Source organism: uncultured Capnocytophaga sp. (assembly GCF_963525585.1).
Classification (GTDB): Bacteria; Bacteroidota; Bacteroidia; order Flavobacteriales; family Flavobacteriaceae; genus Capnocytophaga.
Map to the genome: position 1 here is coordinate 14,636 of NZ_CAURLX010000030.1, position 14,349 is coordinate 28,984.

At 40.2% G+C, this 14,349-nt stretch carries 9 protein-coding genes; 5 read left to right on the forward strand and 4 right to left on the reverse strand.

All coding sequences use genetic code 11. From position 1 onward, the window contains the following. Positions 1-54: 54 nt before the first annotated feature. Genes RYK20_RS07740 through RYK20_RS07750 form a run of 3 tightly spaced genes read right to left on the reverse strand, consistent with a single transcriptional unit; the run spans position 55 to position 5,854 of the window. Positions 55-2,316 carry an aconitate hydratase gene (locus RYK20_RS07740; RefSeq protein WP_314894991.1) on the reverse strand — a complete coding sequence of 754 codons (2,262 nt, stop codon included), beginning with the start codon at positions 2,314-2,316 and terminating at the stop codon, positions 55-57. Between the two features lie 35 nt (positions 2,317-2,351). After that, a complete protein-coding gene (locus RYK20_RS07745; protein ID WP_314894992.1) occupies positions 2,352-4,565 on the reverse strand; it encodes an NADP-dependent isocitrate dehydrogenase in 2,214 nt (737 codons plus the stop codon). Between the two features lie 5 nt (positions 4,566-4,570). Beyond that, positions 4,571-5,854: a citrate synthase gene (locus RYK20_RS07750; RefSeq protein WP_314894993.1), complete on the reverse strand. Its 1,284-nt coding sequence runs from the start codon at positions 5,852-5,854 to the stop codon at positions 4,571-4,573. A 337-nt stretch (positions 5,855-6,191) separates the two neighbouring features. Here RYK20_RS07750 and RYK20_RS07755 point away from each other — a divergent pair, with 337 nt between their 5' ends. From RYK20_RS07755 to RYK20_RS07775, 5 genes are all read left to right on the forward strand, one after another. Further along, entirely contained in the window at positions 6,192-7,541 is a 1,350-nt protein-coding gene (locus tag RYK20_RS07755; RefSeq protein WP_314894994.1) for an MATE family efflux transporter, read from the forward strand. 11 nt (positions 7,542-7,552) lie between these two features. Continuing rightward, positions 7,553-8,530 carry a D-alanine--D-alanine ligase gene (locus RYK20_RS07760; protein WP_314894995.1) on the forward strand — a complete coding sequence of 326 codons (978 nt, stop codon included), beginning with the start codon at positions 7,553-7,555 and terminating at the stop codon, positions 8,528-8,530. Positions 8,531-8,576: 46 nt separating this feature from the next. Then, on the forward strand, positions 8,577-9,638 hold the full coding sequence (corA, locus tag RYK20_RS07765) for a magnesium/cobalt transporter CorA (protein ID WP_314894996.1): 1,062 nt from the start codon (positions 8,577-8,579) through the stop codon (positions 9,636-9,638). A gap of 30 nt (positions 9,639-9,668) precedes the next feature. Beyond that, positions 9,669-10,625, forward strand: a complete 957-nt coding sequence (locus tag RYK20_RS07770; RefSeq protein ID WP_314894997.1) for a DUF4299 family protein — start codon at positions 9,669-9,671, stop codon at positions 10,623-10,625. A 113-nt stretch (positions 10,626-10,738) separates the two neighbouring features. Continuing rightward, entirely contained in the window at positions 10,739-13,015 is a 2,277-nt protein-coding gene (locus tag RYK20_RS07775) for an NADP-dependent malic enzyme (protein ID WP_314894998.1), read from the forward strand. Between the two features lie 57 nt (positions 13,016-13,072). Here the strand turns inward: RYK20_RS07775 and RYK20_RS07780 are convergent. Further along, the coding region (locus RYK20_RS07780) for a DUF4132 domain-containing protein (RefSeq protein ID WP_314894999.1) at positions 13,073-14,349 on the reverse strand (1,277 nt) is incomplete at its 5' end.

Sequence of the window (14,349 nt, forward strand, 5' to 3'; positions counted from 1 at the left end):
ATAACAGGTAGGAAGTTTTACTTCCTACCCATTATCTATTATGAAATTATCATTCTATTTATTACTAGCAATAAGGTTTAGCGCACTTCCTGCCTTAAACCACTCTATCTGGGAAGCATTATAGGTATGATTACAAACAATAACATCCTTACTACCGTCCTTATGAACAAACTCTAAATGAAGTGGTTTCCCTGGGGCAAATTCTGTAAGATCAAGGAAATTAATTGTATCATCTTCCTGAATCTTATCATAATCTGCTTCATTGGCAAAGGTAAGAGCGAGCATTCCTTGTTTCTTAAGGTTAGTTTCGTGAATACGAGCAAAAGATTTCACCAAAACAGCTCTCACCCCCAAGTGTCGAGGTTCCATAGCTGCGTGTTCTCGTGAAGAACCTTCTCCATAGTTTTGATCTCCCACTACTATAGAAGGAATCCCTTGTGCTTTATAAGCCCGTTGTACTTTAGGAACTTCGTCATAGGTTCCTGTAAGGAAGTTCTTTACCTCATTGGTTTTGCCATTGAAAGCATTCACTGCCCCGATAAGCATATTATTAGAAATATTATCCAAATGTCCTCGGAATCTCAACCAAGGTCCTGCCATTGAAATATGGTCTGTTGTACATTTTCCTTGTGCCTTAATCAATAGCTTAGCTCCTGTAATATTCTTCCCATCCCAAGGAGTGAATGGTGCCAAGAGTTGTAACCGATTGGAAGTAGGAGAAACCACTACCTCTACTCCACTTCCATCCTTAGCAGGAGCTTGATAACCTGGATCATCTACAGCAAAACCTTTGGTTGGAAGTTCTTCTCCATAAGGGGGCTTGAATTTTACTTCTTCGCCCTTATCATTGATTAGCGTATCTGTAATAGGGTTAAAATCTAGCCGTCCTGCAATTGCTAAGGCTGCAACTATTTCAGGAGAGGTTACAAAAGCGTGGGTATTAGGATTTCCATCGGCTCGCTTAGAAAAGTTTCTGTTAAAGGAGTGTATAATTGTATTTTTCTCCTGTTTTTCAGCTCCTTCTCTGTCCCATTGTCCGATACAAGGTCCGCAGGCATTGGTGAAAATTTTAGTATTCAACTGCTCAAATACCTCCATAATACCATCTCGCTCAATAGTATAGCGAATTTGTTCTGAACCAGGGTTAATCCCAAAAGCAGCCTTAGGGGTTACACCCATTTCCACCGCTTGCTTAACTACTGATACAGCACGGCTCAAATCCTCATAAGAGGAGTTGGTACAAGAACCTATAAGTCCCCATTCTACCTTGAGAGGCCAATCATTCTCACGAGCAACTTCTTTCATTTTACTTACTGGAGTTCCTCGGTCAGGAGTGAAAGGTCCATTAATATAAGGCTCTAATTCTGACAGGTTGATCTCTATGAGTTGGTCAAAATATTTTTCAGGTTGTGCATATACTTCTGGGTCTGCAGTAAGATATTCAGCAACCGCATCAGCAGCTGTTACTACATCTTCCCTACCTGTTGCTCTAAGATAGCGACGCATAGATTCATCATAACCAAAAGTAGAGGTTGTAGCTCCAATTTCTGCCCCCATATTACAAATGGTTCCCTTTCCTGTACAAGAGAGAGACTGGGCTCCTTCTCCAAAGTATTCTACGATGGCTCCCGTACCTCCTTTTACAGTAAGGATATCAGCAACTCTAAGGATTACATCTTTAGGAGCCGTCCATCCGCTAAGCTTTCCTGTGAGCTTAACTCCTATGAGTTTAGGAAATTTGAGTTCCCAAGCCATTCCTGCCATTACATCTACAGCATCTGCTCCCCCTACTCCTATGGCAAGCATTCCCAAGCCTCCTGCATTCACAGTATGTGAGTCTGTCCCTATCATCATTCCCCCAGGGAAAGCATAGTTCTCCAATACAATCTGGTGAATAATTCCTGCTCCTGGTTTCCAAAAACCAATTCCATATTTATTAGATACAGAGGCTAAAAAATCAAATACTTCTTTGGATTGCTCCGTTGCTACCTTCAAGTCTGTTTCTGCTCCCACTTTTGCTTGTATAAGGTGGTCACAATGCACTGTAGTAGGTACTGCTACCTTGGACTTTCCTGCGTGCATAAACTGAAGGAGTGCCATCTGTGCTGTGGCATCCTGACAAGCAATACGGTCAGGAGCAAAATCTACATAATCCTTTCCACGGACAAAAGCCTGCGAAGGGAGCTCCTCCCATAGGTGAGCATAGAGGATTTTTTCTGTAAGTGTTAGAGGTCTGCCCAGAATCTCACGGGCTTTATTGACCCTTTCAGGCATACGCTCATATACCTTTTTGATCATTTGAATATCAAAAGCCATTCTCAATTAGTTTTAAGTTGTTGTTGATAATCGTTTTATATTCCTAAAATATTTTTAAATGTTTTGCTAGCTTGCATTACCTGATAAGCCTTCTGGTCATCAGGGTGATAATACCCTTGCAAATCTACTTTTTGCCCTTGTACAAGAAGTAATTCCTCCATAATTTGTACTTCATTCTGCTTTAGGGCTTGTGCAATGGGCTTGAATTCGACAGCTAAAGTATTGTCCTGTGCTTGTCCTGCCAAGGCTTCTGCCCAATAAAGAGCCAGATAAAAATGGCTACCCCTGTTATCCAATTCTCCTACTTTAGGCTTAGGTGATTTATTATTTTCTAAAAGCTCTCCTATGGCTTGATCAAGGGTTTGTGCGAGTACCAAAGCTTTAGCATCCTGATAAGTATTAGCATAATGTTCCAAAGAGGCTCCTAGAGCTAAGAATTCCCCTAAAGAATCCCAGCGGAGGTGATTTTCAATAAAAAGCTGTTCAGCTAATTTAGGTGCTGATCCTCCTGCTCCCGTCTCGAAGAGGCCTCCTCCATTCATCAGAGGAACAATAGAAAGAACTTTTGCACTGGTGCCTAATTCAAGGATTGGAAATAGGTCTGTTAGATAATCTCGAAGCACATTTCCTGTTACCGAAATCGTATCTTCTCCTTTTTTTGCACGTTCTAAAGAGAATAATATAGCTTCCTCAGGTGTTAGAATACGAATATCCAAATCCTTGATATCATATTGCTTAAGATATTGTTCTACTTTTTTTATCAGTTCTCTATCGTGGGCCCGATGAATATCTAACCAAAAAATAGCAGGTGTATGAGTAGCTTTGGCACGAGTTACCGCTAGCTTTACCCAATCCTGTATAGGAGCATCTTTCACCTGACACATTCTCCATATATCACCTTCTTCTACTGAATGAGAGAGGTATATTTCTCCTGTATCCCCTACGACCTGTATCACTCCCTTATAAGGGATTTCAAAAGTTTTATCGTGAGAACCATACTCTTCGGCTTTCTGTGCCATTAGTCCCACATTGGAAACAGAACCCATTGTGGCAGGGTCGAAAGCTCCATTTTCTTTACAGAAATCAATCACTACCTGATAGATACGTGCATAGCTACTATCTGGAAGAACCGCTAAGGTATCCTGAAGTTCCCCCTGAGCATCCCACATTTTTCCTGAATTACGAATCATTGCAGGCATTGAAGCATCTACAATTACATCATTAGGATAGTGCAGATTGGTAATTCCTTTTTCTGAATTGACCATTGCTACTGCTGGAGCTTCCTCTAATGCAAGAGCTATATCTTTAGCAATTGCCTCCTGCTTTTCTGTAGGCAATGAAGTTATCTTAGCCAAGACATCTGAGAAGCCATTACGAGGATTCACTTCTAGCTTTCTGAAATCCGCTGCATATTTCTCGAAAAGGCTCTGGAAGAAAGTCTCTACAGCATACCCAAAGAGAATAGGGTCTGACACTTTCATCATCGTTGCTTTCAGGTGCAAAGAGAGTAATACTCCGAGTTCTTTTGCTTTTGCAAATTGTTCCTTATAGAAAGCTAACAAGGCATTTTTGCTCATCAGAGTTGCATCTATAATCTCTCCTTTTTGTAAGGAAAGCCCCTCTTTAAGGATATGTCTGTGATTATCTTGAGTAACCAATTCAATACGTACTATGGTGGGCTTATCCAGTGTTACTGATTTTTCATTATGATAGAAATCACCCGCTTGCATTGTAGCTACCATTGTCTTAGAATCCTTATTCCAAGCTCCCATTTTATGAGGATTTTTCTTAGCATAATTCTTTACAGATTTAGGAGCTCTTCGGTCAGAATTTCCTTCTCTGAGGACGGGATTCACCGCACTTCCCTTGACCTTATCATAGCGAGCCTTAATCTGCTTTTCTTCCTCTGAGACAGGAGTCTCAGGGTAGTCAGGTAAGGGATAGCCCTGTGCTTGTAATTCCGCAATCGCAGCCTTTAGCTGAGGTGTTGAAGCACTGATATTGGGTAATTTTATAATATTCGCCTGAGGCTTAATTGCCAATTCTCCTAGCTGAGCCAGTGCATCCTCTACACGCTGTTCAGCAGAGAGTAACTCAGGAAAAGTAGCAAGTATACGCCCAGCTAAGGAAATATCTTTTAGCTGGAAATGCACCTGAGAGGAAGCACAAAAACGCTTAATAATAGGAAATAATGAATATGTAGCCAATAAAGGAGCTTCGTCTGTTTTAGTATAGATGATATCTTTCATAAGGCTTATCTTTTTTCTAGAGGGACAAAAGGTCTTTCGTTAGCTCCTACATATATCTGACGAGGACGACCAATAGGTTCTCCTCCTTGGCGCATTTCTTTCCATTGAGCAATCCAACCTGGCAGACGACCAATAGCAAAGAGTACTGTGAACATTTCCAAGTGCATTCCTAAAGCCTTATAGATAATTCCTGAATAGAAATCTACATTGGGATATAAGTTACGTGATTTGAAGTATTCATCCTCCAAAGCAACCTTTTCAAGATGCTTAGCTATAGCAAAGATAGGTTCATCTATTCCTAAGGCATTGAGTACATCATCAGCAGCAGCTTTAATAATCTTAGCACGAGGATCAAAATTCTTATAGACACGGTGTCCGAATCCCATTAGGCGGAAAGGATCATTTTTATCTTTTGCTTTATTGATAAATTTATCTACATCGCCTCCATCTGCGTGGATTTCATCAAGCATTTCAATAACAGCTTGGTTAGCGCCACCATGTAACCTTCCCCAGAGTGCAGATACCCCAGAAGAGATACTTGCGAAAAGCCCCGCCTCAGAAGAACCTACTAAGCGCACAGTAGAAGTAGAACAGTTCTGTTCGTGGTCACCATGCAAGATAAGCAATTTGTTCAGAGCACTTACCACTGTGGGATTAATATGATATTTCTCTGTAGGAATAGAGAAGAACAGCTGCAGAAGATTCTCTATATAACCCAAATCATTATTATAATAGTTCAAAGGAAGTCCTTCTCGCCTACGATATACCCAAGTGGCAATAATAGTTACCTTGGCAATTGCCTTACAAACTGCCTGATAGACATCCTTTTCACAATGTACATTTACAGGAATTGGATTAAAAGCAGTCAAAGCACTAGTAGCTGCAGAGAGTACCCCCATAGGATGTGCCGCTTTAGGGAATCCATTAAGGATTTGTCTCATTTCCTCATGCACTAAAGTATATTTGTGAATAGTACGCTTGAAGTCATCATATTGCTCTGCTGTAGGGAGTTCTCCAAAGATAAGCAAATAAGCCACTTCCAAGAACTCTGCTTTAGCTGCCAATTCCTCTATATTATATCCACGATAGCGGAGAATCCCTTTTTCTCCGTCCAAGAAAGTAATCGCACTCTTACAAGACCCTGTATTCTTATACCCTGAATCCAAAGTAATGAGCCCTGTAAGCGCACGTAGTTTTTCAATGTTTATAGCTTTCTCGTTTTCCGTTCCAACTACAACAGGGAATTCATATTCCTTCCCTTCAAAAATAAGCTTTGCTGTATTTTCCATAACAATAATAATTTTATATTTCTTTCACAAAGATATGATTTTTTTTGGATATAAAAAAATACATACAAGATATTTAACTCTTTATTTACTTTTTATTATTGATTATCAATATATATTCATATTATAAATAATCTGTATTACAATCAATTATAAAGTGAATATAAATTATTTTTTTAAGAAATTCAAAGGAAATACGACAAACAAAAAAAATCTTAATATTTTCTTATTTAAATTGATTCGTAATAACTTATTAACAATCAGAAGCTAAATATTTTGTTTTGTTTCAAAAAAGATGTAATTTTGCAAGAATTCTTATATTAATACTAATAGCCTTATTTTGAAGCGAATATCTCTAAAAGAAATCAATCGGTTAGCTGTTCCTGCTATTATCTCAGGAGTGATAGAGCCTGTTATGTCACTTACCGATACAGTAATGGCTGGACATATCCCTGTCAATACAAAGGAGATTTTGGGAGCTGTGGGAATTGTCTCTTCTTTTCTTACGGCTGTAGTATGGATTTTTATACAAGGAAGTAGGGCTATTTCTTCACAAATTTCATATGCTTATGGACAACAACGACTCTTACAGTTAAAAGGACTGGTTGCCCAGATTCTATGTTTTTCAGTAATTATTTCTCTCTCAAGCGCATTGATTGCTTCTTTTGCCACAAGGTTTATCCTAGAGAACTTATATGATGCGCAAGGAGTGCTCCTTGAGGAAGGGCTTACCTATTTCCGTATTCGAATATGGGGACTTCCCTTAATTTTCTTAACCTTAACCATTCAGAATGTGTTTCGAGGACTACAGAATACCTCTTGGGCTATGTACACAGGAATTTTGGGAGGAGTAGTTAATACTTTCCTGAACTATATCTTCGTATTTGTTTTCAATTGGGAGATAGAAGGACTCGCTTGGGCTACTCTTTCGGCTCAATTGGCTATGTTCTTGGTTACAGTAAGACTGTTATATACAAAGACTCCTTTTCGTTTTCAGAGAACTAAAGGCCTCCATCCAAAATTTGTGCAGAATATGCGTATGGGCTTTGACCTATTCATTCGTTCATTTGCTATGCAGGCGACTCTTTACTTTTCTTTTTATGCAGCTACAAGGCTTGGAGGAGGCAAAGATAGCACTGTAGTGGCAACTCATACTATACTGAATCAGGTATGGCTTTTCTCAGTCTTTCTCTTCGATGGATATTGCTCTGCAGGAGGGGTACTTGCTGGAAGGCTTTACAGTACCCGACAATTCTCTACTATCAAATATCTGATTAGAGACCTATTCTATATTGTGCTTTCAATAGGAGGGTTCATTTGCTTGCTGTACTTTATTTCTTACTCCCCTGTATGTGAATTTCTCACCAAGAATAAGGATATACAAGCCCTTTTCTTCAGCACATTCTGGATAGTTGTACTGATGCAACCTATCAATGCTATTACCTTTCTTTTTGACGGCTTCTATAAGGGATTAGGTTTCACTGGGGTACTGAGAAATGCCTTTGTACTAGCTACCATTTTAGGGTTTTTCCCAGCTTATTATGCAACAGAATACTTCTTCCAGTGGGGGCTTAGTGGAATCTGGGTAGCATTATTCATATGGATGTGCCTCAGGGGAGGCTTCCTGATTATACATTATAAATATCTTTTTTATCCCAAAACAGAAAAAAAATTATTCAACATATCATAAATTAGTAGAAAATGAAAAATATCGCTATCCTAATGGGAGGTTACTCTGAAGAAGCGAGTGTCTCCCTCCAGAGTGCTGCCACAGTAGTGGAGTCCTTAGACAAAAGCAAATATCACCCTTACCCCATCCTCATTACCAAGGATAAATGGGTATATACCAATGCTAAAGGAGAGGAATTCCCTGTAGATAAAAATGACTTCTCTCTTACCCTCTCTGGAGAAAAAATTACTTTTGATTGTGCTTTCAATGCAATTCACGGCACCCCTGGTGAAGATGGTCACTTACAAGCCTATTTCTCCTTCGTAGGTGTTCCTATCACTGGTTGTAGTATGTATGCTTCTGCACTGACTTTCAACAAACGAGATATGCTCTCTGTACTCAAGCCTTATGGTATTCCCCGTGCTAAAGCTTACTACCTGAATCAAGGAGAACATTTCTCTGCTCGGGAAATTATCAAGACTGTAGGCTTACCTTGCTTTGTTAAGGCAAACCGCTCTGGCAGTAGTATTGGCGTCTTCAAAGCTTATAGCGAAAAAGATATAGATGAGGCCATAGAGAAAGCCTTTCAGGTGGATAACGAGGTGATTATTGAGGAATTCCTCAAGGGTACAGAAGTCTCTGTAGGAGTAATTACCTACCGTGGAAAGAAGCGCGTACTACCTATTACTGAAATTGTCTCTGAGAATGATTTCTTTGACCACGAAGCCAAATACGAAGGTAAATCACAAGAGATTACACCCGCACGCCTGAGCGATGAAGAGCGCAAAAAAGTAGAAGAACTTGCCCTAAGAGTATATAACTTATTGCAGATGAAAGGATTCAGCCGTAGTGAATATATTATAGTAAATGGAATCCCCCATCTGCTAGAGATGAACACTACTCCTGGGCTTACCAAAGCTAGCATCCTCCCACAACAGGCTAAAGCTGCTGGAATTACACTTGCAAACCTCTTTGACAATGCCATTGAAGAAGCTTTGGATAATCATTAATTATCAATTGTTATTTTGTTATCAATAACAACTGACATTTCATAAAATGAGCAAAAAGAAAAAAGCCAATAGAGCCAAGAAAATAGGTCTTCCTCCGGGGAGCTTAATATATTTTGGAGAAAAGGAGAAACTCATTGATATAGATGTTATTTCATACTCTGATCATTCTTTTCATTCCCAAAAAGCAGGAACAGCACAGGAGGCTTTATCCCTAATCAAGGATGATTCTATCACTTGGATTAACATCAACGGACTGAATAACATCGAGGAAATACGCAAGATAGGAAGCTACACTCAACTGAACAACCTCCTTCTGGAAGATGTATTAGACACCCAGCATCGCCCTAAGATAGAATTCCTAGAAGAACATCTGTTGGTAATTATCAAGATGATTTACTACCAAGAGGAGGTGCTTATCTCTGAACACATTGCCTTATTATTAGGCAAGAACTACCTAATCACCTTTCAAGAATCTGAGGGAGGAGATGTATTTGAACCTATCCGTAGGCGAATTCAAGAAAGAGACACTCTTTTGAGAAAGTATTCGGTAGATTTCTTGCTTTTTGCTCTATTAGACGCTATTGTCGATAACTATTTAGTCATTTTAGATAAAGTAAATGACACTATTGAAGCCATCGAAGATGAAATTATCTCACATCCTCGTGAGGAAATGATATCAGAGATACAAATCCTTAAGAAACAAGGTAGCTTTCTGCAGAAATCTATCGCTCCTGCCCGTGAAGTAGTCGCTCGTATCGAGAAAAACATTCATCCTCTCATTCAAGAAGGAACAAAACCCTATTTCAGAGACCTACACGATCATATTGTACAAATTGTAGAAACACTCAATTCCTATCGAGATACCCTTTGGGGGCTCACCGATACCTATATGGGAGCGATGAGTAACAAGATGAATAATATTATGCGACTGCTAACGCTCATCTCCACTATCTTCATTCCTTTAACTTTTATTGTAGGGGTATATGGAATGAATTTTGAGCATATGCCCGAGTTGCATTACCCGTGGGCATATCCTATTGTATGGCTGATAATGATTGGCATAAGTATTGTAATGCTTATCTATTTCAAGCGAAAAAAATGGTTATAAATCCATTTATTAGTCTCTAAACTAAAACAGATGAGTCATATTTTTTACATCAAGAATACCCAGGTTCCCAAGGTAATGAGCCCTGAAGAACTACTGAACCTAGCTGGGGAAAACTTTGCTCAATTTACTATTGATGAGGATGATGAGGAGTTTGATGAAATCATACAGACGCCCTTAGATAGATTTAACTTTATGATACTGGGGCAAGAGAACATCAGTGGGCGAGGCTTTGAGTGCACTTATAGTAAGGAGAACAATACCTACCTTGTACGAGCTTTCACTCCTAGTACAGAGGCTGACTGGCTGAGTGCCTTTCTCTTTATAAAGAAATTAGCAACCTTTCTTAACACCAATGTTACTGATGAGGAGGGAGAAGTATACAAGGCTGACAATATCACCTACAACTATCGTGATAACATCGCATTTGGGGTAAAATGTTTTGAGAAAAACCCTGAAAAACATTTTATCTTTGGGGTACATCGTCCGATTTGCCTGTCAGAGGAGATTATTAGCAAACTTCTCTCTGCTCAGGACAAGGCAAAGGCTTTCAGTGATTTTGTAGAAGCACAACTCCAGCACAAAGATGTACATATTGCTAAGCAGAGTTTCTTCCGAAGAAATGACAACAAGACAAAAGATTCCAATGATGATCGTGTTGTATGTATGTATACCTTGACCCAGACAGTGCCTACGGTGCTCCCTTACGAATTTCCTCCATTTATAGATCCTACTAAGAGTGATTTATCCGAGGAAGATATCAAGTTATGGCGTATTTGCTTCCTTAGTTATGACAAAAATCGTCCTGAAGATGACCGATTTGATATTATTGGGGAGATGGATTACAAGACCTTTGTGGAGCAACTCCCTCTAGAGAAAATCCAAAAATTAGACGGGCATTATATGCTTTTTCAATTTAATTCCAGAGAAGAGTTAATTCCTTTCTTAGAGAAAGAAAATTTCTTAGGAAAAACTGAAAGTTTATTTTGAATAGAAAACTTATTCATTCTCGAAAAAAATACTCCTTAATTATTGACTTTTCATTATTAATTTTGTATTTTTGCGCTTTTGAAGAAACCATTTTTTGATAAAAACATTTCAAAATGAAAGATAATCATAAAAAAAGTGACGCTTTAGACTATCACGAATATCCCCAACCAGGGAAGATTGCGGTAGTACCTACCAAGAAACACGCCACACAGTATGACCTATCCCTTGCTTACTCGCCAGGGGTAGCAGAGCCTTGCTTAGCTATTGAAGAGAACAAAAATGATGCCTACCGATATACCAACAAAGGAAACCTTGTAGCGGTAATCTCCAACGGAACAGCCGTACTAGGACTTGGAAATATCGGGGCTGATGCAGCCAAGCCTGTAATGGAAGGTAAGGGATTACTCTTTAAAATTTTTGCGGATATTGACGTTTTTGACATAGAGGTAAATGCTACTGATGTAGATACTTTCGTTAATACTGTTAAAGCTATTGCTCCTACTTTCGGAGGAATCAACTTGGAGGATATCAAGTCTCCAGAAGCCTTCGAGATTGAGCGTAGGCTTAAAGAAGAGCTTGATATTCCTGTAATGCACGATGACCAGCACGGTACCGCCATTATCTCAGCAGCAGCACTAAAAAATGCTCTAGAGATTGTAGGAAAAGATATTGATAAGGTAAAAATTGTAGTAAATGGAGCAGGAGCTGCAGCTATTTCTTGTACTCGACTCTACATTGCCTTAGGAGCAGACCCTAAAAATATTGTTATGTGTGACAGTAAAGGGGTTATCCGTAAGGACAATCCTAACTTGGATTATCTCAAGGCTGAATTTGCTACAGATAGAGACTTGCACACCCTTGCTGAGGCTATGAAAGATGCTGATGTATTCATCGGTCTTTCCAAAGGAAATGTGGTAAGCCCCGAAATGCTACTTTCTATGGCGAAGGATCCCATAGTATTTGCTATGGCTAATCCCACTCCTGAAATTGCTTACGACTTAGCTATCCAGACCCGCTCTGATATTATTATGGCAACTGGACGTTCCGATACACCTAACCAAGTGAATAATGTATTAGGATTCCCCTTTATCTTCCGAGGTGCTTTAGACGTTCGTGCAACCAAAATCAATGAAGAAATGAAGCTTGCGGCTGTACACGCCCTAGCTGATTTGGCTAAGAAGAGTGTGCCAGACCAAGTAAACCTTGTATATGGAGGAATCAACCTAACTTTTGGAAAAGAGTACATCATTCCTAAGCCTTTTGACCCACGTTTAATTTATGAAGTTCCTCCTGCTATTGCCAAAGCCGCAATGGACTCTGGAGTGGCTCAGAAGCCTATTACCGATTGGGATGCTTATCGTGAACAACTAATGGATAGGCTCGGAGGCAGTAACCGAGAAATCCGTGCACTGCAAGACCGTGCCCGCCAAAATCCTAAGCGTGTGGTATTCCCTGAGGCTGATATTCTAGAGGTGCTCAAGGCTGCTCAGCGCGTTTATCAAGAAGGAATTGCTATCCCTGTACTCCTAGGACACAAAGAAGTAATCCTTGCCTATATGGAAGAACTTGGCTGGGAAGCAAACCTAGAAATTATTGACCCTAAGAGCGACGAAGAAGCTAATCGTCGCAAGTCCTTTGCTGATATCTATTGGAAAAAAAGATCTCGTAAAGGAATTACCCAGATTAATGCCCTACGCCTAATGCGTGAGCGCAATTATTTTGGGGCAATGCTTGTTAATACAGGACAAGCAGATGCTATGATTACAGGTTACTCTCGTTCTTATCCACAAGTTATTCGTCCTATTCTGGACTTAGTAGAAAAAGAAGAAGGTTTCAACCGTATTGCAGCTACTAGTATCCTTATCACCAAGAGAGGTCCTTTGTTCCTATCTGATACTACAATGAATCCTAATCCTTCCTCAGAGGACTTGAGTGTTATCACACTCGCTACTGCTGAGAAAGCTAAGATGTTCGGACTAGACCCTGCCATTGCGCTCCTCTCCTATTCTAACTTTGGTTCTGCTCCTTCTGAAAGTACCCAGAAAATTAGCAAAGCAGTTGCCTATCTGCATAAGAATTATCCTAACTTAGTAGTAGATGGAGAAGTACAGGTGGATATTGCTCTCAATCCAGAGAAAATGGCTGCTGCCTTCCCTTTCTCAAAACTTAATGGAAAAGCCGCCAATATACTAATATTCCCTAACTTAGAGTCTGCCAATATTACCTATAAGATTATGAAGGAATCTGATGGGCTTAACTCCATAGGTCCTATTATCTTAGGACTCTCCAAGCCTATCCATATTACTCTGATGAATGCCAGTGTAGATGAAATGGTAAACCTTACTACTTTTGCTGTTGTGGATGCACAAGAGAGAGAAAGAAGAAAATAACAATTACTTTATTTATATTAAGAGGCTATCTTTTAGATAGCCTCTTATTTTAGGTAATTATTTCTTCATTATCTGTGCTAGGATTGTTGGATCCTTGATTTTGTCATCTTCGGCGAGCAAACGCATCTTAGAGATGATTTCTGCTGACTTAGGATCATCATCTACAAAAGGTAAGAATACACGTCCTCGATGCTGGCTCTGTACAGCTATGATATTGAGCTGTAAACCTCCTTGGCTGACCATACCACTGCCCAAGTGAATGCTGTAGTCGTCTAGCTTACCCTTGATAAGAATATGGCGTTCTTTCACCTCCACATTAGAAAGCTTGAATAGGCGAGCACTTTCTTTGGCTAAAGCTCCTCGCATTTGCATCGTACTGTGGCTAGCTTCTGGATCCACGCCTCCTACGTGAGCTACACTCACCACCAAATCCACATCACGCATCACCTCGCTGAAGATTACCGGATTAATCTCCTTCATCGGCACTTCCTTGCCGTCCTTGAGATTGTAGAAGACTACATATTCCAATGTTGGAGCTTCCACATCCGAAGGGGTATACCAGTCGGCTACTGCGTAGATAGTCGCACGGAAACCTTCCTTATGATATACTCTTTGGAGACCCTCCTCGTAATTCACCGTCCAGCCACGACTACGAAGCAGTGCCACGGTCTTTTGAGGCTGTACTTGGTGACCTTGGTAGCGCTCACTGCGGTTGCTGGTCTCTAGCTCGTCTTTGGTAGGGATATAAAGTTCACGGAATACCTGCTTGAAAGGTTGTTTGAGTTCCTTGTCAAAGAGATACTTTTGGTACAAATCCCATTGTACCGCATAGAATAGGTGGCTTGGGTGAGCAATCAGCAGTTTGTCATCCGCTTTGAGGGCTACCTTTTCACCTTCCGCATTGAGCAAATATCCGTCTTGCCAGAAGCCGGAAGCCTGTGTCTCTGGATTGAAGAGCACGAGCTTGCTAAGCATTGCTTTCACCACAGGGTGCTCTAGGATTTTTGCCAATTCGGCGGCTGTAAAGAGCGTTTGTGAAAGCATCGCTTGTTCCAAAGATAGGCGAGTACGGCTATACTGCTTAGTAAGGTAGGTTTTGTTATCCTTGAGGGCTTCAACTTCCTTGTTCTTCTTATACTTATCAGGGATAGACTTGAGGATCTTGTCGCCTTTGGTAACGATAATATCCGCCTTGCCCTCCTCATCAACCACCAACTGGAGCTGAGTGTCATCTATAACAAGGGTTGATTTCTCCATAATCTGTTGGGTAGCCTTGGCTTCCATTGCCCAGCTAAAGCGGATACTGTCCTCATAGCCTGCATTGCGGGAGAGGT

What these genes read in the sequence shown, in the direction of transcription:
- RYK20_RS07775 (WP_314894998.1), top strand. Translation starts at nt 10,739, where the DNA reads ATGAAAGATAATCATAAAAAAAGTGACGCTTTAGACTATCACGAATAT.
- RYK20_RS07745 (WP_314894992.1), bottom strand. Translation starts at nt 4,565, where the DNA reads ATGAAAGATATCATCTATACTAAAACAGACGAAGCTCCTTTATTGGCT.
- RYK20_RS07760 (WP_314894995.1), top strand. Translation starts at nt 7,553, where the DNA reads ATGAAAAATATCGCTATCCTAATGGGAGGTTACTCTGAAGAAGCGAGT.
- RYK20_RS07740 (WP_314894991.1), bottom strand. Translation starts at nt 2,316, where the DNA reads ATGGCTTTTGATATTCAAATGATCAAAAAGGTATATGAGCGTATGCCT.
- RYK20_RS07750 (WP_314894993.1), bottom strand. Translation starts at nt 5,854, where the DNA reads ATGGAAAATACAGCAAAGCTTATTTTTGAAGGGAAGGAATATGAATTC.
- RYK20_RS07770 (WP_314894997.1), top strand. Translation starts at nt 9,669, where the DNA reads ATGAGTCATATTTTTTACATCAAGAATACCCAGGTTCCCAAGGTAATG.
- corA (WP_314894996.1), top strand. Translation starts at nt 8,577, where the DNA reads ATGAGCAAAAAGAAAAAAGCCAATAGAGCCAAGAAAATAGGTCTTCCT.